Origin of the sequence: Haloferax sp. S2CR25 (assembly GCF_031624535.1) — an archaeon.
Taxonomy (GTDB): domain Archaea; phylum Halobacteriota; class Halobacteria; order Halobacteriales; family Haloferacaceae; genus Haloferax; species Haloferax massiliensis.
Map to the genome: position 1 here is coordinate 300138 of NZ_JAMQOO010000004.1, position 16450 is coordinate 316587.

A 16450-nucleotide genomic window follows, 5' to 3' on the forward strand; every position below is an offset into this window, starting at 1 on the left:
CGACCGCACATGACCGTGACAGCAGTCGCAGACGGAGTGTACACGATACAGTTCGACCACGTCCGCGTGTTCGTCATCGAAGACCGGCCGACCGGCACGACCACGCTGGTCGACGCGGCGTTCCCCGACGACGCCGAGGAGTTGGTGTCCGCGCTGGACTCGGAGTTCGGCGGCGTCGACCGACTCGTCGTCACCCACGGCGACGAGGGACACTTCGGCGGGACCCCCGCCGTGCTGGACGCGTTCGACCCCGAACTGCTCGTCCCCGGCGGCGCGAAGGGATTCTACGACGCGCTCGACGTCGAGGCCGACCGCCACTTCCGCCACGACGACGCGCTCGACGGCGGGATTCGAATCGTGCAGGTCCCGGGGCACACGGTCGCAAACAGCGGCCTGCTCTTGGAGGACGACGGCGTGTTCATCGCCGGCGACGTGGTCGAGGGGTCGGACCGCCGCGGCCTCCCGCCGGGGTACCTCGTCCCGCCGGCGGCGCAGTTCAACGACCTGAGCCACGAGGAAGCCGAGCGAAACCTCGTCAAACTGTTCGACTACGACATCGAGACGGTCCTCGTGAGCCACGGCACGCACGTCGAGGAGGACCCGCTCGGGAAGTTGGACGACTGGCTCATCGACCGCCAGTGGACGCTGTCGTACTGAGCCGTTTCGAGTCGGTTGGCGACGCGCCCGACGGGCCGCCGCGGAGACGCACAGCTAGCGGCGATTCGAGAGCCGGCACTGTCTGGTTAAGTCAGTTTGAGAAACGGGCCGGTCGTTGAGATAATTCGGGATGAAGTCCGCAGACCCGCTCAGCCAGCGCTTTGCGGCAGGTTCTGAAGAAACCGAGCGCGTGAGTTGACGGCGACGCGACGAGACGCGCAGCGTCTCGTTTGCCCACCAGAAATCAAAGATTTCTGGGGACGTCCCAGACTCGCAGAGCGGGTTTGTGGGCTCGAAAGACGCACTGCGTCTTTCGGACGTTCACGAGCGCAAAGCTCTCGTGCGCCCGTTAGGGCGTTCGACGCCCGGCTCCGGACGACTAACTGTCCGCTTAAAGAACAACAGAGACTCTCCGGATACTTGGCGTTCAACGCTCTCACCAAGTCGTCTGGAAGTTCACATGTCGGCTGGCTGTTAGTGGTCACAACCCGCCTGAGACGAAACCGAAACGGATTGCGGTCGACGAGGCCGCTGTCAAAATCAGTGGCGAGTGGTATTGTTCATTTAACACAATAAAAATCGGGACAACCCCGATTTTTGACGTCGAATCGTTCGGACGAACTAGTGCTGATCCGACTGCAGCGTTTCTCCATCGGTTCTCTGAGAAATACGGCCTCTAAGGCGCTGTACTCTCCGTTGACGGCTACGGTTATCCGACTGTGATCTCTCGATTAGGATTGAGCGGTCGGCTTGACGACGTTGAGCGAAACCTCGCCGGAACGTGGTTTCACACCCGCTAAATCCGAGTCGAACGCTTCTGTGATACCTCGGTGGTCAGTCGCGCGGTCGCCTGCGGTGTTCTTGTCTTATATATTCAATACTGTGTGTCCAACGACCGCATCAATCGCTCGACGGAAGAACACCGGTCGAAGGTCACAACTAGACAGTGCCAGCGGGCGAAACGTGTTAGGTTTCTCATTGACATCCCCCCGCCCTGAAGGACGGGGTTTTAGCCTCGAATCTTTCATAACCACAGTGGGACTCCGACGAGCGCGCCGACGCTCGACCACGCCACCAGCGGCGCGAAATTGTGACCGTCGTTCGTCCGCTTTACATCGCTGGACGGAGACGCGCCAACAGGTCGAGATCCCATTGCTGTGTTCGTTCCCAGAGCAACACTGCGGGCGGGAGTGCGATCACCGCCGCCAGGAACGAATAGGTGACACTCAGGCCGATTAGGACGCCGAAGTTGCCGAGAATCGGGGTGATGGCGAGCGCGAGCGCGCCGGTCCCCAGCGCGGTCGTCAGCATACTGCCGAACAGCGCGCCTCCCGTTCCGGTCAGCGTGATCATCATCGCTTCGTGCGCGCCCGTCGTCGCGTCGTACTCGTCGATGAAGCGATGGGTCGTGTGTACCGAATAGGCGATACCGACCCCGACCGAGATGGAGAGAATCGTCGCGGTCAGCGCGTTCAGCGTGATGTCCAGATACCGCATCGTCCCGAGCAAGAACGCGATGGCGATCAGTATCGGGAAGACGTTAACCACGCCGAGGAGCGGTTTGCGCTCCAGGATTCCGTATATCGCCACGAGGAATGCGGCGGTCAGCACGACTGCGAGGACGAGTCCCTGAATCGCCGACTGGAAGATGCGGTCCATCACCGCCGCACGGACGACGATATCTCCCGTGGACGTCGCTTTAAACTGGAACGTGTCTGCCAACTCGTCCCCACCGGTCGTCACCGCTGTCTGTGAGGCATCGGAGTCGGTCTGATATTCGACCAGCCCGGACCGGTAGTCTTCAGTGAGGTACTGTTCGGCCCGCCCGCTCGCCGAGGATGCGAACAGTTCGTCGTAAATTCGTTCGAGATTCTGGTCGGGTATCCCGTTATCGTTCTGGTCGTTCCGAGCGACTAAGGCGGCGAACTCTTCGTCTTGATCCGCGTGGGATTGAATGACGGTCACGATGCTCTGTGCCTGTGCTTGCCCACCGGGTCCAACTGCGAACGACTCCGGGGGGTTGTCGTTCGGAGCTACGAGGGTTTCGAGCGCGTGATCTTCCTTGAAGTTTCCTTCGGCATATATTTTCACGGTACTCCCCTGACTGCTCCCGAACTTATCATCGAGCAAGTTGATCGTTGACGTGATCGTGTACTCGCCTGGCGCGAACGGTTCAGGCAAGCCCGTGACGTAGGCCGGGAGCTCCTCGGGCGGGAGGAAGTCCTCGTTTTCGAACGAGGTGCCGACGCCGGCCCCGTACGCGCCCATGGCGACACTTGACAGGACTAGTCCCAAGACGATTACCGTCGGTGCGTGCTGGCTCACCCGTGCGGGGAACGCTAACACCCGTCCGAGGGCTGAGTCCTCGGACGCTATCGGGGACGAGTTGAACTCCGGGACGCCGAGACGCGTGCGCACGTTATCGCACACCAACTTGGCTGCGGGTAGAAACAGCCCGAAGATGAAGAACGTAAACAGGATACCGACCGCTGACGCGATGCCCAAATTCCGAATCGGCGTCAGGTCAGAGATGACGTTTGCACCGAATCCGAACACCGCAGTCACGGTGACGATGACGAACGCGATCAGGAGCTGGGCGTTCGCTTCTCGCATCGCTTCGACCGCTTCGAACCCGCGTTCCGTCTCCTCTCGGTAGCGGTTGATGATGTGGATCCCGAAGTCGACGCCGACCGCAAGCAGTAACACCGGGACCGAAATCATCTGCTGGCTGAACGGAATCCCCGAATACCCGAGGAACCCAAACGTCCAGATGATCGTCATCACGAGCGCGACCAGTCCCAACAGGACGTCTATCGGGTCACGGTATGCGACCACCAAGAAGAACAGTAACAGTAGAATCACGACGGGCATCACAATCAGGAGCGAGTCCTGCACAGACTGCGAGATCTCTGTTTCGGTCGTCCCTGACCCGAACGCACGAACGTCGCCCGGCGTATCGTCAGCGACCGCTTGAAGGTCCGTCTGGACGGCAGTCAGGTCGTCATCACCGAAGCTCCCGGGGAAGTCATGCGAAATCGTCGTAATTGACGCAGACGCGGAGACGCTGGTCGGATTGAAATCGTTCGACACTACTCCGGCAAATCGGGGTCCATCTCGGAGTTCTCGAACTGCCTGTCTGATTTCGGACGGAGTCGCACGTTCGAGCGTTCGCCGATGTTCTGCCGGCGTCGTCGCCGACGGGTTGAGATGCTGCGCAATGATTGGAGCCGGGCCACGAGCCGATTCCATCCGGAACTCGTCGCGTTCGGCAACGCGTTCGAGCAGGCGAGCGTCACGGACGAGTGCCTCCTTCGTCAGGACGTTGCTGTTCGTCCGAATGAGTTGCGTCGTCGTCTGGGCATCCGTCTGGAACGGCTCCTCGAAGTTCTGCTCGACCTCTTCGAGGGTCGCCTGTTCGGGTAAGTCATCCGTGAACGCGTCAAGCCCGCCCGCGCTCATCTGTACAGACCCTAACCCGCCGATGAACACGCCCGTGAGCAGCAAAAAGGCGATGACAACTACGCGCGGGCGGTCCACGATTGTCGTGTTGAGTCGTTCTGTCGCCGTTTCAATCCTCTCAGCCAGTGGCATTACTTACGCCTCCAGTAGACGACTGCGACACCGCCTGCGACAACCACCCCCAATCCTACGATGAGCGTGATGGGCGACACGCCGCTGTTCTGCGGTTTGACAGCGTCCAGCGGCTTTCTGAACGTGTCGGTGAGATGGGTGCTGCCGTCGCTGTCCGTATACCGGAAGTCGAACGAAATCGGATACGTGCTTCCCGCCGTTGCAGCGGACGCCGCAGTCACTTCGAACGCCAGCGTCGTGGACTCACCGGGCTCTAAGGTCTCGATATAACTCGTGTCCGAGGCCCCGGCGCTGAGGGGGTCGTCGGCGAACAGCCGCGCTTCGACGTCGGTGACCGTCTCGTTGAGGTTGTTCGTCACTTCGACGGTGACGACCCGCGATTTACCCACGGTGATCGTCCGGTCGGAAACCGCGAGTCCGAATTCGTCTCGGTCCGGGCCGATAGTCGCCAGGAGGTCGAGTTTGTCGTAGGTCCGCCGATCTCCGTCGCCGTCACGATACCGAACCTCGACGTTGAGTAATTTGTCGCCGACCTCTGCCTCACTCGTAACTTCCATCGGGAGTCGGAAGGACTTGGATTCGCCCGGAGCGAGCGACCCGACGGCGGTGGAATCCTCGCTCGGGACGACGGATGCCGGATTGTCCACCGGCCGAATCGTCACGCTTCGTACCGTGTTGGGGCCGGTGTTCTCGACTGTGCCGACGATCTCTCCGTCTTCGCCCACTCGGAGCGACGAGGACACGTCCGAGAAGGCGAACGACTGTGCGGGGAGCGATTCGACAGTGGTCGTGATCGGGTCGGACGTACGACTAATGCCGTCGGTGTCGTCGTAATTGACCACCAGATCCACCGCGTATGCGCGCACTGCCGAGTTGGACTCTAGCGCGGCACTGTACGTGACCGTCCGGTTTTCGCCCGGCTCCCAGTCGCCGACGGACGCCGTCGAGGACGTGTCGCCGGACTCGAACGTCAGGGAGCTACTCTTTGACTCTGCGTTCACACTCGCGGCTTTCGCAACTTCCGAGCCGGTGTTCCTAAGCGTGACCGAGATATCGTTATCGTCGCCGACTTGGGCCGTCGCGTTTGTCTCGATGACCTCGAACCGAGCGTCGTCCTTGATCTGAATCGTTATCGAGCCGGTCTGCGTTCGCGTGGAATCGGTTCCTTCGGTGGTTCCGCTGGGACCGTACCGAAGTTGGCGGGTGTACGAGTACTCGTAGGTGACGGGAATCTGATAGGTCCCCGGCTCGGCGTCTTCCGGAACCGTGACCGAGACTGTCTTCTCCGTGCTTCCAGTCGGGAAGTTCCCGATAGAAACCTGTCCGGTTTGGACGTTGATTGGTGCGTCTTCGTCGTCTACTTCGAACGTCAATCCCCTCGCAGTCATCACCTCCTCTTCGTACTGCGATGGACCGTGTTCGATAATCAGTCCGCGGTTGACAACCGAGATTGTGAGCTCGTCAGTCGTGCCAGCTGAAAGCGTCCCAGACGAAGTTGCAAACGTGATATCCGGGTTCCCAACGATGTCTCCGGACTGTGATGTCTGAGCGGTCGCAACAGTGGGGACCGCACCAGCGATGAACCCCACGACGAGAACGGCGGTGAGCGCGATGGCCAGCGGCCGCGAGCTACGAAGTGTATCCTGTATCATTCTGACCCTTATTGAGTACTTAGTCAAATCCGTGGCGGGGAGATTAATGTGTCGGTTCAGGTCAACAGCGTGCGTGACTCTGACGCGGAGACCCCGCGTAGATGGCAGATAGATAGTCTTCAGCGACCATCATTCGAAGAGGGTAACCGCTAATTAGGTGGAGGGGCAACTCGACAGCATGGACAAACGGGCCCCTCTTTTTGTCGACGAGCCTGACGATACCAAGACGGAGATATTGAAAGCGACGTTTGACGCCCTTGCCGAGCACGGATATGCCAATCTGACGATCGACCGAATCAGTCAGCACTTTTCCAAGTCAGAGGGGTTGGTCTTCTACCATTACGATGGAAAAGACGACGTTCTTTTGGACCTTCTCAACTACTTACTTTCTCGATTTAGACAGGTCGGGATGCCCGTCTCTGACGATGGAGACCCGGAAACCAGACTTCGGAGCCTCTTTGACCAAGTTATCCCCGAGCCCGACGAGCAACAAATCCGAGATTACGAAACGGTACTGACGGAGTTGCGAATGCGGGCCGCACAAGACGAAGCGTTCCAAGAGTGCTTCAATCAGTCTCAAGACATTTTCCGCGAAACGATACGGGAGATACTGCAGGACGGTATCGAATCTGGCGATTTCAGGGAGATGGATCCGGAGTTAGTCGCGAATTTTCTGGTAACGCTCGTGAGCGGGCGGACGTTTGAACGGGTGACGACAGGTATCTCTCGCCCCATCCAGTCAGAGCTGGATAACTATATCAAATACAGGCTCTTGGCAGACGCGGAAGACAACGTCTGAGAACGTGGGAAGACAGCTCTCCCACTGTTCACCCCTTAACTAGACGGTGCCCCGAGAACCCGATAGATAATAATCGCAGATATACTAGAAAATGGATAGTTCCGTATCGCGGAATTGGCCCGATTAACGGTTCGAAAACGGAATGTTCCCACTACACACGGTCGAAATGGCTAACTTCGCGTATTACTCGGTCGCAAGTGTTCTCGTAGTTTGGCGATGACTCATCACTGCTAATATCTACACGAATCGCTGATTTAGCCATCCTATGGGGTGGTTCGCTCCTACAGTCTCTCTCCGCTGTACGAATCGCCGGAACGTATCTCTCGAAGGTAATTCGTGGGTTTAGTCTGATCGTTGTCGTTAACGAGAGTCCCCGACGGACCGGCCGTTTCTCCGGCCGCGCGACGCCCGCCCCGGCCCTCAGTTCGGACGCACGGCGACCGTCAGGTCCGTCCGCGACCGCGGCGTGGCGATGCGCACGTCCACGAGGACGGCGACGACGGCCGTCTCGCCCGCGCGCTCTTGCACGACGACGCCGCCGTCGGCGACGCAGGTTCCGAACTCCCGGTACGGACCGTTGGGGCAGTTCCTGAACGCCCAGGTCCCGGCCGCCGAGTCGTTCGTCGTCAGCGCGACGCCGCCGGGCCGCGCGCGTTCGACGTTCGCCAGAGCGGGGTCGAGCCGAGAGCGAAAGTCGGCGACTGCGGCGTCTCTCTCTGCCCAGTCGTACCGACCCGCGACGCCCGCGGTCGCAAGTTCGACCGCGTCCTCGGTCGTCTCGACGACGTCGTCCAGCGGCGGTGCCTCCGTCGTCTCGGTCGCGCCGGCGAACCCGAGTTGCGCGTGGACGACGAGGAGCGCGAACAGGGCGACGACGACGACGGCCCCGGAGACGAGCACCAGTTGCCCGCGGTCGCCGGTCGGTGCGGCGGCGCGGTCGCCCGAACCGCGGCTGGGTCGGCTCACGGATACCACACCTCCAGCGTCGCGGTACAACGCGGGGCCACGGCGGTCGCGGTCCGAACCCGCGCGGTCTCCGGCGGCGGCCTGCCGACCGACCCGACGTCGGTTCGGAGCGAGACGAACGCCCCGTCCGGGAGGCCCACCGAGGCGGCCTCGTGAAGTCGCGTCGCACGGGCGTCGAAGTCGCTCGGCGAAGCGCAGGCCTCACCGAGAAGCGTTCCCGACCCGGCCGCCGGGACCGACGCTACGAGCGACGCGGCGTCCGCCGCCTGCCGCGCCAGCGAGTCCGACTCGGGGGCCGCCGCGGGCGGTGCGAGCGCGAACCCCGTCGTGACGGCGAGGACGAGCAGCGTGGCGACGGTCGCCTCGATGACCGTCAACGAGAGCTGTCCGCGGTCGGCCGCGCGGGCGGGTGCGTCGTCCGCGCGTTTGCGGTGCCGTCGGCGCGAGCGCTCCCGGCGACCCTCACGCATCGACGGTCACCTCGATTCGCACGACCGTCGAGTCGAACGCCGTCGCCGACACGTCGACGGTCCCGTACGGGTCGGAGCCGGCGGTCTCGACGCGAATCACGGGGTCGGTGCGGGACGGCACTCCGACGACGCGTCGCCCCTCGATTCCGCCCGGCCGGTGGAGGACGACCCTGTCTCCGACCCGAATCGTCTGTACCGTCGTGTTCGGGGCGGGGTCCACGTCGAGCTGGGTGCGGTTCGTCCGCCCGGTGAGCGTCGTGTTGGTCTCCGCGGAGAGGTTAATCGACCCGCGGACGTTCCGCCGGGTGACGGCGACAGCGCCGCGGCTGACCGTGGCTCCGCCCGACGGGTCGCCCCGCTCGGCCACCGTTCGACCGTCGATTCGGACGCGGAACGCGGCGTCGCGGAGCGGCGGGACGGCGGCGGCGAGCACGGTCGCGTTCGTGTCGTTGGCGAGCGCGAGGTCGATGGCGTCGCTCCCGTTGTCGGACCAGGTGATGGGCGAGTCCGTGAGGAGTGCCGCGGCGGCGCGCTCGGCGCGCTGCTGTTCGAGCGAGTCGCCGGTCGCACCAGCGAGGGCTCGGTCGGCGGCGGCGACGGCTCCGACCGTGACCGCGGTCACGAGCACGAGCGCCACCGCGAGGCCGGCGAGCGTCGTCTGTGCGCGCGTCGTGCGGCGACTACGCATCCGCCCCTCCGTTCGCGAGTTCGAGCGTCGTGCCGTCGTCGCCGACGGCGACGCGAACCACGCAGTCGTTGCCGCTGTCCCACTCGCCGGAGACGGTCACGGAGTCGGGGAGCGTCACCGGGAGCCGCCGGTCGAACGCGTCGTTCGGGTGGTCGAGGACGAGCGCCGGCGCGGTCACGTTCGGGTCGGTCGCGAGCGTGGCGTTCGGGACGTACGCGATTCGGTAGGACTGCCCGCGAATCGCTCGGGGGAGGTCCGCGTCGGTCCGTCTGGTCCCGCGGACCGCCGACTCGGGGACGACGGCGGTCGTCTCGACCCGCTCCGTCGCCGCCGCGAGCGTCCTGTCGGCGAGTTCGTCGCCGACCGCGGCGCGGTGGTCGGGGACGACGCCGCCGAACAGCACGGTCGTCAACAGCCCGATGAACAGCACGGCGATGGCCGCTTCGAGCGCCTTCCCGACGACGGGGACCACGGCGCGCTCGGCGGCTCGAACGCCGGTCGCGGGCGTCGCCGGCCCGGACGCGTCGGACGCGGTCGGCCGCGGGTCGGGCGCGTCAGCCACGGTCGATCACCACCGAGACGTCGTACCGGGCGACCGTGAGCGTCCGCTCGTCGGGGACGGCCGCGACGACGCTCTCGGTGCCGTCGCCGTCGAAGTCGTCCCTGCTCGTCTCGAAGCCGCGGCGCTCGAACGCCCGCTCCCACGCCTCGGGGGTCGCCGTCTCGACGGCGACCGCGTAGCCGTCGGCCGGGCGGTCGGTCACGGTTCGCGTCGTTCGCGCTCGGAGCGCCGCACCCGACCCGAGGCCGCCGCCGTCGGTGGCGTCGGCGGTCAGGGCGGGAAGCGCGAGAAACGCCGCGTCGCCGGCGACCGACACCGGGACGGGGGTGACGAGCGAGGCCGCGTCGCCGGTGCCGCGGACGACCGCGCCGCCGACGAACGCGACCCGTCGGCCGCCGAGGTCGGCGACGTAGCCGTCGGCGTCGTAGGTATCGGTCGCCCCCGTCTCCGAGACGACTCGGACCGTCCTGTTCACCCGCGAGAGGTCGCCGTCGGTGACGCGAATCGGGTAGCTGTCGTTCGCGGCGGCGACGACGCCGTCCCGGAGCGACGAGAAGCCGTCCGCGGCGGCGTCGGCGTCCGCGGTCGCTATCTGGGCGTCCACGAGCCCGCCGACGCTGGCGGTCAGGAGGCCGATGGCGACGACGCCGACGCCGAGCAGGAGCGCGACGCCGACGACGTTCGCCTGCCCCCGTTTCGCGCTCATATCAGCCCCACCCCGGCGTAGACGAGGTAACACGCGACGACGAGCGCGCCCGAATGGAGGAGCGCCTCGTAGCGCCCCCGACTCGCCGTGCCGGCGAACCAGCCGGAGGCGAGCATCGTCGCCTGCGTGACGACGTACAGCTGGTAGCGGTCGCGGTCGAGGTCGACCGCGCCGGCGTTGATGGCGAACGACCCGCCGGTCGAGAGCGTCGAGAGCTGGGCGAAGCCGTCGAAGACGTGGACGTTGACGGCGACGGTGATGCCGACGACGAGGAGTGCGGTCGTCCAGCCGACCGCGACGTAGACGAGCAGTCCCGACCGAAGCGCGCGCTTTTCGTGGTAGAGGCGGCCGATTTCGGTCTGGAGCGTGTCGAAGACGGTCCCCGTGTCGCTGCCGCCGTCGAGCGCGCCGACGACGAGGCCGATGGTCTGTTCGGCCATGGGCGTCCCGACGCGGTCGACGAACCGGGCCAACGCGGCCGTCCGGAGGTTCACGTCGGTCCCGGAGCTCGGCGCGGTAAAGCGGAGGTTGAGCGCGAGGTCGGCCACGTCCGAGTCCAGCGGGCCGAGGTCCACGTCGCGGCCGACGCGCTCGACGGCGTCCCCGAAGGGTCGCCCGAGGCTGACGTGGCCCGAGACGGCGTGGACGAAGTCCTTCAGTTCGCGGTCCTTCGCGTCATCGAGGCGGGCGCGGCGGACGCCGACGAGTCCGACCGGGACCGCGTAGGCGACGTAGCCGGCGAGCGCGACGCCGACGGCGTCAGCGCCGACGAGCGCCGCGATACCGGCGCAGGCGAGCGCCGGGAGGCCGAAGACGACGGCCGCGCTGGCCGGGTTCGACAGCGCCGAGTCGAGGACGCCGAGCGCGTCGCCCGGGCGGTCGTACTCGACGGACTGGTCCGGCGGGCGGAGGCCCGCGACGAGCACGCTCGCGCCGAGGCCGACGCCGACGATGAACGCGGCGCTCGCGTAGACGACGACGCCGCGGGTGGTCGTCTGTCCGAGCGGCGTGACCACGGGCGCGGAGAGGCCGGGCGCGATGACGCTCATCACCGTGAGGACGATGACGAGCAGCGACGGGAGCACGAGGAGCACGATGAACAGCTCGGCGAGCAGTTCGAGGAAGCCCTCGGCGCGCTCGCGGGCGCGGTCCTGCCGGTGGCCGAGCATCCGGCTCTCCATCCGCAGGTAGTTCCGGAGCGCGTCGTCGCCCTGTCCGGCGTGCTCGCGGAACTTCAGGAGGAACGGCGAGAGCATCCCCTCGGAGGGCGTGTCGCGGGCGACCCGCCGCAGGCCCTCGTTGACGTTGCCGGTCAGCGAGGCGGTGTTGAGGACGCCCCGGAAGGCGACCGCCGTCTCGCCGTAGGCGTCGGTCTCGGCGACGCGCCGGAGCATCTCGCGGGGGCCGTCGCTCCCCGACGAGAGGACGTGCAGGTAGCGGACCGCGCCGGGCAGGGTCCGCTCGATGTTCTCCCGCCGGGCGGTCGCCCGCCAGCCGAGGTACCGGCCGGCGACGGCGAGGACGACCTGCCGAATCGCCACCGCGACCGCGAGCGCGACCGCCCCGGCCACGGGGAGCCGCGGAACGACGGGTATCGGGACGTGTTCGAAAAGCGGGAGCGCCGCCCGAAGGACGGAGAGCGCAGCGTCGACCGTCGAGTCGGGAACCGCGAGCGCGACGAGCGCCGTCGGCAACGCGACGAACAGGCCGGTCGCCCACGCGAGGCCGTAGGCGCGGGCGAGGTAGAGGTCGAAGCTCATCCGCAGGTCGGTGCCGCGGTAGCGGCGGCGGTCCCGGTCGTGTTTGGCGGCGTCGACGTGGCGGGCGAACAGCGCGTACAGCGCCCTGTCGAGGACCGAAAGCGAGCGGACGCGGCCTACTCGCCGCTCGCCGCGGCCGGCGTCGAACCCGGTCACGGGTCGGCCTCGTCGCCGCGGTCGCGGCCGTGGACGCCGTCGTCGGTCCCGTCGCGGGCGGCGCTGTCGCCGTCGGACGCCTGCTCGGCCATCCGCCGGCGGACCCGCTCGACCGTCGCGGCCTCGTCGGTTCGGAGGTCAGAGAGGAAGCCGAACAGCCGGTCCACGTCGGTCACCTGCTCGCGGACGAGATACTCCACGTAGCGGTGCTTCCGGTGGAACTCGCGCTCGACGGCCTCCACGTCGCGGTCGGTCGCCTCGGCGATGCGGTGGAACAGCCGGACGCCGACGCGCCGGCGGTCGTCGCCCAACTGCGGGTGCTCGTACGAGAGGTCGAACGAGCCGTCCGGCGTCCGCCGGGCGACCGTGTTCCAGTGGAGCGTGCGCCCGTCCTTCTCGATGACGCCGCGTCGCCCCCACGTCTCGTCGTACTCGGACTCGGGGACGAGTTCGACCACCTCGGAGACGTACCGCTCGCCGTCGACCTTGTGCGGGAAGACGACGAGGTCGAGTTCGCGGAGGAGGTACGGCGGGAGCCCCTGTTCGATGACGCGGTTGACGAGCGTCTCGATGTCGGCGGCGTGGGTCGTGCCGATGACGCCGTGGCCGGTGTTGAGCGTCTCCGCGAAGGTGGCGAACGACTCGGGCGTGTTGATTTCGGCGATGACCTCCACGTCGGGGTTGAGGTAGTTCGCCTCCGTCATCAGGTCGGCCATCGTGACGCGCTTGAACTCGGACTCGTGGTCGCGCGTCGTCAGTGAGACGCCCGTCTCGTGGGGGAGATGGACCTCCCGAGACCCCTCGTCGATGCTGATGGGCCGGTGGTCGTAGGGGACGAACGGCATGCAGGCGTTCATCAGAGTGGTCTTCCCGACGCCGGTCGCGCCGGAGTAGAGGACGACGCGGTGGTGTTCGTAGCAGAGCCACAGCAGCGTGACGAGCTCGGTCGACAGCGACCCGCTTTCGACGAGGTCGACCGGCGTGAGCACGTCGCCGGTCTGCTTGCGAATCGAGACGTGCGGCCCGCCCTCGGAGATGACGGGGAGGGCGACGGCGCAGCGAATCGTCTCGTCGGTGGCGGCCGACTCGGGGTCGCCGCCGACCGCGCCGGGCCGGAGGTTCACCTTCGCGCTCGGGTTCGAGGCGTTCAGCTCCACGCCGTCGGCCGCGGCGAGTTGGGTGACGACGTTCGTGAACTCGGTCTCGTCCTCGAAGACGAGGTTCGTCGGCACGCGCAGGCCGCCGCGGCCGGTCACGCCGGCCCGCGGGATGACTTTCACCCGCTCGCCGACGCGGTTCGCCTCCACGTCTTCGAGGTGCGGGTCGCGGATGGGGACGGTGAGGACGCCCTCGCCGACGTAGTCGCGGAGGACGTAGTAGACGAGGTCGTCGAGGCGGTCTTCGGCGAACCGGCGGTCGACCGGCGGGAGCGCGAGACCGTACTCAGAGAGCGCGGCGCGGACCCGGAACGTCGTGGCGTCGACCCACGCACGCGTGTTGCGGGCGGTGAGCCGCCGCGAGAGGAACTCGCGGGCGCGGTCGCGGACGAACTCGATGCGGTCGGCGACCACGTCGTCGACGTTCGCCTCCCAGATTCGCTCTTTGCACTCCTCGATGAGCTCGGCGTCGCCGGGGACGAGGTCCGGTTCGAGGACGGCGTACTTGGTGGCGAAGCGGTCGTCGCCGAGGAGTCGGTCGCGGTAGACCACCACGTCGACGTCGTAGCCGGCGAAGGGGACGGTGTAGTGGTCGACCCGCTCGGCGGCGATGCGGTCGGCGAACGGCACGTCGGAGTCGAACGCCGTCGTCGCCGGCGCGAAGTCCTCGGTGTGGACGACGAGCCGCTCGGAGCCGTCGCCGCGGCCGGCGTCGACGACCTCGATTCGCTCGTCGAGCGCCAACGGCGTGACCTCCCCGAGGAGCCGCAGTTCCGAGAGGGCGTGGCGCTCGACGCGCCTGCGAGCGGTCGGCGTCAGGTCGAGCAGGCGGTCGAAGATGCGACGGTACTTCGACGAGAGGCCGGTCTCTGCGCGGGTGACGGTTCCCTCGCGGGTGAGCGGCCGTCGGCGGACGACCGTCGAGAAGTGGTCGCGGACGGTCTCCAGCGCGTCGGTCTCGCGCCCCCCGAGCGTCGCCTCTCGGACCGCGTAGTCGAAACCGTGGTCCGCGTCGCTGATGGTGACGACGGTGTCGGGGGCGACCTCGTACTGCGAGCGGACGGTCGGCGCGTACCACGCGCGCGGGTCGTCCGGGGGGACGGGCGCCGGGACTGCACCCGTCGCTGCGGGGGTCGAGGTAGCACCGAATTCGAGGGTCGGAGCGGACGGCCCCGCCCCGTCGTTATCGCCTTGGGTAGGCATACACCGTGGTTTGCCGAGTGTTCATATTTAAGAATTTACTGCGCCGTGTCACTGACATGGGTGTTTCTGAAACCACTGGATTCGAGGAATTGGGGCACTGTATGGCGATATTGGCGAACCGAAGAATCCGATAATGGGTGCGAGATTGAACTGTAGGGCCGGCGTAAATTATCAAAAATGGAATCGAACGTGCGTTCGGAGGCGGTTCTCGGTTCGCGTTACTCGGCCCGCACCGCCTGAATGCGAAGCACCACCTCGGTCCCGCCCTCCTCGCGGCGGTGGTACGCGACAGTGCCGCCGAGCTGGTCGACGCCCCACTTCACCAGCCAGAGGCCGAGGCCGCTCGCGTGTCTGAGCTGCGTCTCGCCGTGAGCGTTGATTGCGGCGAGTTCGCTCGCGTTGATTCCGGGCCCGTTGTCCTCGATTCGAATCACGAGTGCGTCGCCTTCCCAACTCGCCGCCACGGAGACGACCGGCGTCGACGACCCGTTGTGCTGGACGCCGTTTTCGACGAGTTCGCGGACGATGGGTTCGAGCGTGGGCGCACAGATCACGTCGTTGTCGGGGAGTTCGAGGAGCCGAACGTTCGCACAGGTGAAATCGGCGCGGACGGCGTCCGTGGCGGCGCGTATCTGGACGGCCGCGGGGTGCAGTCGTGGATCGCCGTTCCCGTCGCTGCCGCGGGTCGCGCCGAGCTTTCGCGCTTTCTGACTGATGTTGACGAGCGTCTTCGCGCGGTCTTGGAGCGTCTTCGCGTGGTCCCGCGCGTCGTCGAACTCGCCGCCGTCGATGTCGTCCAAGACGAGGTTGGCGTAGCCTTCGAGGAGGTTCGCCTCGGTTCGGAGGTTGTGGCGGAGGACGCGGTTCATCACTTCGAGTTGCTGGAGGTTCAGCCGGCGGTCGGTCACGTCGCGGAAGACGAGCGCGTGGCCGATGTCGCGGCCGTGGTGGTCGCTGAAGGCGCTCGTCCGGAGCTCGAAGTATCGCTGGCTCGACCCGAGCCTGACCGTGACCTGGTCCGTGTCCCGCTGGTCGGGCGAGAACTCCTCGACGACGTCGCCGACGGGGCGGCCTTTGAGTTCGGCCGCGGTGTCGTTCAGAATCCGCTCGGCCGCCCGGTTGACGTCGGTGACGCGCCACTTGGTGTCGGTGACGACCACCGCGTCGGCCATCGTCTCGACGACGCGATCGCGGGCGACCCACCGGGGGACCGGCCGGGATTCGAGGAGTTCGTAGCGGCTGATAGCGACGGTGCAGGCGAGTCCCGCAAACGTGAACGCCGCGGGGGTCATGTCGATCGCCGCGCCGTAGAGTTCCAGGAGGGTCGTGGCGAAGTTCCCGAGCACGGGCATCAGCGTCCCGAGGATGAGTGTGGTCGCCTGGACTCGGTAGATGTTCGGCATGTCGAGCGCCGTCCGGAAGATGACGACCGCGCCGGCGAGCCACAGCAGGTAGCTGTATCCCAGTACGATCCAGTACAGCGGGCCCCACTCCGTCTGGAGGACGGTGATGGTCCGCCCCACGGCGGGAACGACGGTGACCGAGGTCCACATCAGGTGGTGTGCGGAGTTGGTCCAGACGGCGACGAGGCCGACCGCCGGGAGCAGCGAGAGGGCGCTAATCGCCGGCGACGAGGTAAAGCGGTCCCGGCCGGCGTAGGAGAACGCGAAGAAGAACCAGGCGATGGGGGCCGCGAGGACGCCGACCCACTGGAGTTTGGCGAGCGTGAGCTTGAGTGCGACGTCCGCGACGACGAGTTCGAGGAGATAGCCCGACGACCACCAGCCGCTGGCGAACGCGAGTACGGCCAGCCCGCTGGCACCGGGCATCGACCGCCGCCGCCACGCGAACAGGGCGACGTAGCCGCTTACGACCCCGGTGGTGACCATCAATCCGACGACGACGACCACGAGGGCGGTCGGCTGCGCGAGGAGTTGGGAACCCACGATTCCTCCGAACACCAACTGTTCGACGGTTCCCCACTCAAGGTTCGGAGTCACTACAGTGGTAATTTACATCATGTGACAAAAGAGTATTCGAGAATTTCGGTGGCTGTCTCGACGCAGTGCCGGCTCCCCGCGGG

12 protein-coding genes are annotated in these 16450 nt (G+C 66.1%); 2 read left to right on the top strand and 10 right to left on the bottom strand.

Annotated features, from left to right (window positions below; translation table 11 throughout):
- Nucleotides 1-9 precede the first annotated feature (9 nt).
- A complete protein-coding gene (locus NDI65_RS12510; protein ID WP_042662955.1) occupies nt 10-657 on the top strand; it encodes an MBL fold metallo-hydrolase in 648 nt (215 codons plus the stop codon).
- A gap of 1110 nt (nt 658-1767) precedes the next feature.
- On the opposite strand, the gene NDI65_RS12515 is transcribed toward NDI65_RS12510, so the two are convergent.
- Both NDI65_RS12515 and NDI65_RS12520 read right to left on the bottom strand, forming a co-directional pair.
- Nucleotides 1768-4248 carry an MMPL family transporter gene (locus NDI65_RS12515; RefSeq protein WP_089779248.1) on the bottom strand — a complete coding sequence of 827 codons (2481 nt, stop codon included), beginning with the start codon at nt 4246-4248 and terminating at the stop codon, nt 1768-1770.
- Nucleotides 4248-5636, bottom strand: a complete 1389-nt coding sequence (locus tag NDI65_RS12520) for a COG1361 S-layer family protein (RefSeq protein ID WP_089779246.1) — start codon at nt 5634-5636, stop codon at nt 4248-4250. The genes NDI65_RS12515 and NDI65_RS12520 overlap by 1 nt, the downstream gene beginning before the upstream one ends.
- Nucleotides 5637-6057: 421 nt before the next feature.
- Between NDI65_RS12520 and NDI65_RS12525 the strand changes: the two genes are divergently transcribed.
- Nucleotides 6058-6699 carry a TetR family transcriptional regulator C-terminal domain-containing protein gene (locus NDI65_RS12525; protein ID WP_226908741.1) on the top strand — a complete coding sequence of 214 codons (642 nt, stop codon included), beginning with the start codon at nt 6058-6060 and terminating at the stop codon, nt 6697-6699.
- Between the two features lie 420 nt (nt 6700-7119).
- Here the strand turns inward: NDI65_RS12525 and NDI65_RS12530 are convergent, their stop codons facing one another.
- The 8 genes from NDI65_RS12530 to NDI65_RS12565 all read right to left on the bottom strand — a co-directional run bounded on the left by NDI65_RS12530 (nt 7120) and on the right by NDI65_RS12565 (nt 16367).
- A complete protein-coding gene (locus NDI65_RS12530; RefSeq protein ID WP_310893698.1) occupies nt 7120-7665 on the bottom strand; it encodes a hypothetical protein in 546 nt (181 codons plus the stop codon).
- On the bottom strand, nt 7662-8135 hold the full coding sequence (locus tag NDI65_RS12535; protein ID WP_310893699.1) for a hypothetical protein: 474 nt from the start codon (nt 8133-8135) through the stop codon (nt 7662-7664). The genes NDI65_RS12530 and NDI65_RS12535 overlap by 4 nt, the downstream gene beginning before the upstream one ends.
- The gene (locus NDI65_RS12540) at nt 8128-8823 is read right to left on the bottom strand and encodes a hypothetical protein (RefSeq protein ID WP_310893700.1); all 696 of its coding nucleotides are present in this window, start codon (nt 8821-8823) and stop codon (nt 8128-8130) included. The genes NDI65_RS12535 and NDI65_RS12540 overlap by 8 nt, the downstream gene beginning before the upstream one ends.
- Nucleotides 8816-9385, bottom strand: a complete 570-nt coding sequence (locus NDI65_RS12545; protein WP_310893701.1) for a hypothetical protein — start codon at nt 9383-9385, stop codon at nt 8816-8818. Before NDI65_RS12545 ends, NDI65_RS12540 begins: the two co-directional genes overlap by 8 nt.
- Entirely contained in the window at nt 9378-10091 is a 714-nt protein-coding gene (locus NDI65_RS12550; RefSeq protein ID WP_310893702.1) for a hypothetical protein, read from the bottom strand. The genes NDI65_RS12545 and NDI65_RS12550 overlap by 8 nt, the downstream gene beginning before the upstream one ends.
- Nucleotides 10088-12007 carry a type II secretion system F family protein gene (locus NDI65_RS12555; RefSeq protein WP_310893703.1) on the bottom strand — a complete coding sequence of 640 codons (1920 nt, stop codon included), beginning with the start codon at nt 12005-12007 and terminating at the stop codon, nt 10088-10090. The genes NDI65_RS12550 and NDI65_RS12555 overlap by 4 nt, the downstream gene beginning before the upstream one ends.
- The gene (locus NDI65_RS12560) at nt 12004-14367 is read right to left on the bottom strand and encodes a type II/IV secretion system ATPase subunit (RefSeq protein WP_310893704.1); all 2364 of its coding nucleotides are present in this window, start codon (nt 14365-14367) and stop codon (nt 12004-12006) included. The genes NDI65_RS12555 and NDI65_RS12560 overlap by 4 nt, the downstream gene beginning before the upstream one ends.
- Before the next feature lie 218 nt (nt 14368-14585).
- Nucleotides 14586-16367 (bottom strand): histidine kinase N-terminal 7TM domain-containing protein, encoded by a 1782-nt coding sequence (locus tag NDI65_RS12565; RefSeq protein WP_310893705.1) that lies wholly within the window; start codon nt 16365-16367, stop codon nt 14586-14588.
- Nucleotides 16368-16450 lie beyond the last annotated feature (83 nt).

Coding starts and splice junctions, on each gene's coding strand:
- NDI65_RS12560 (WP_310893704.1), bottom strand. CDS start 14,367: ATGCCTACCCAAGGCGATAACGACGGGGCGGGGCCGTCCGCTCCGACC.
- NDI65_RS12540 (WP_310893700.1), bottom strand. CDS start 8,823: ATGCGTAGTCGCCGCACGACGCGCGCACAGACGACGCTCGCCGGCCTC.
- NDI65_RS12550 (WP_310893702.1), bottom strand. CDS start 10,091: ATGAGCGCGAAACGGGGGCAGGCGAACGTCGTCGGCGTCGCGCTCCTG.
- NDI65_RS12515 (WP_089779248.1), bottom strand. CDS start 4,248: ATGCCACTGGCTGAGAGGATTGAAACGGCGACAGAACGACTCAACACG.
- NDI65_RS12510 (WP_042662955.1), top strand. CDS start 10: ATGACCGTGACAGCAGTCGCAGACGGAGTGTACACGATACAGTTCGAC.
- NDI65_RS12535 (WP_310893699.1), bottom strand. CDS start 8,135: ATGCGTGAGGGTCGCCGGGAGCGCTCGCGCCGACGGCACCGCAAACGC.
- NDI65_RS12520 (WP_089779246.1), bottom strand. CDS start 5,636: ATGACTGCGAGGGGATTGACGTTCGAAGTAGACGACGAAGACGCACCA.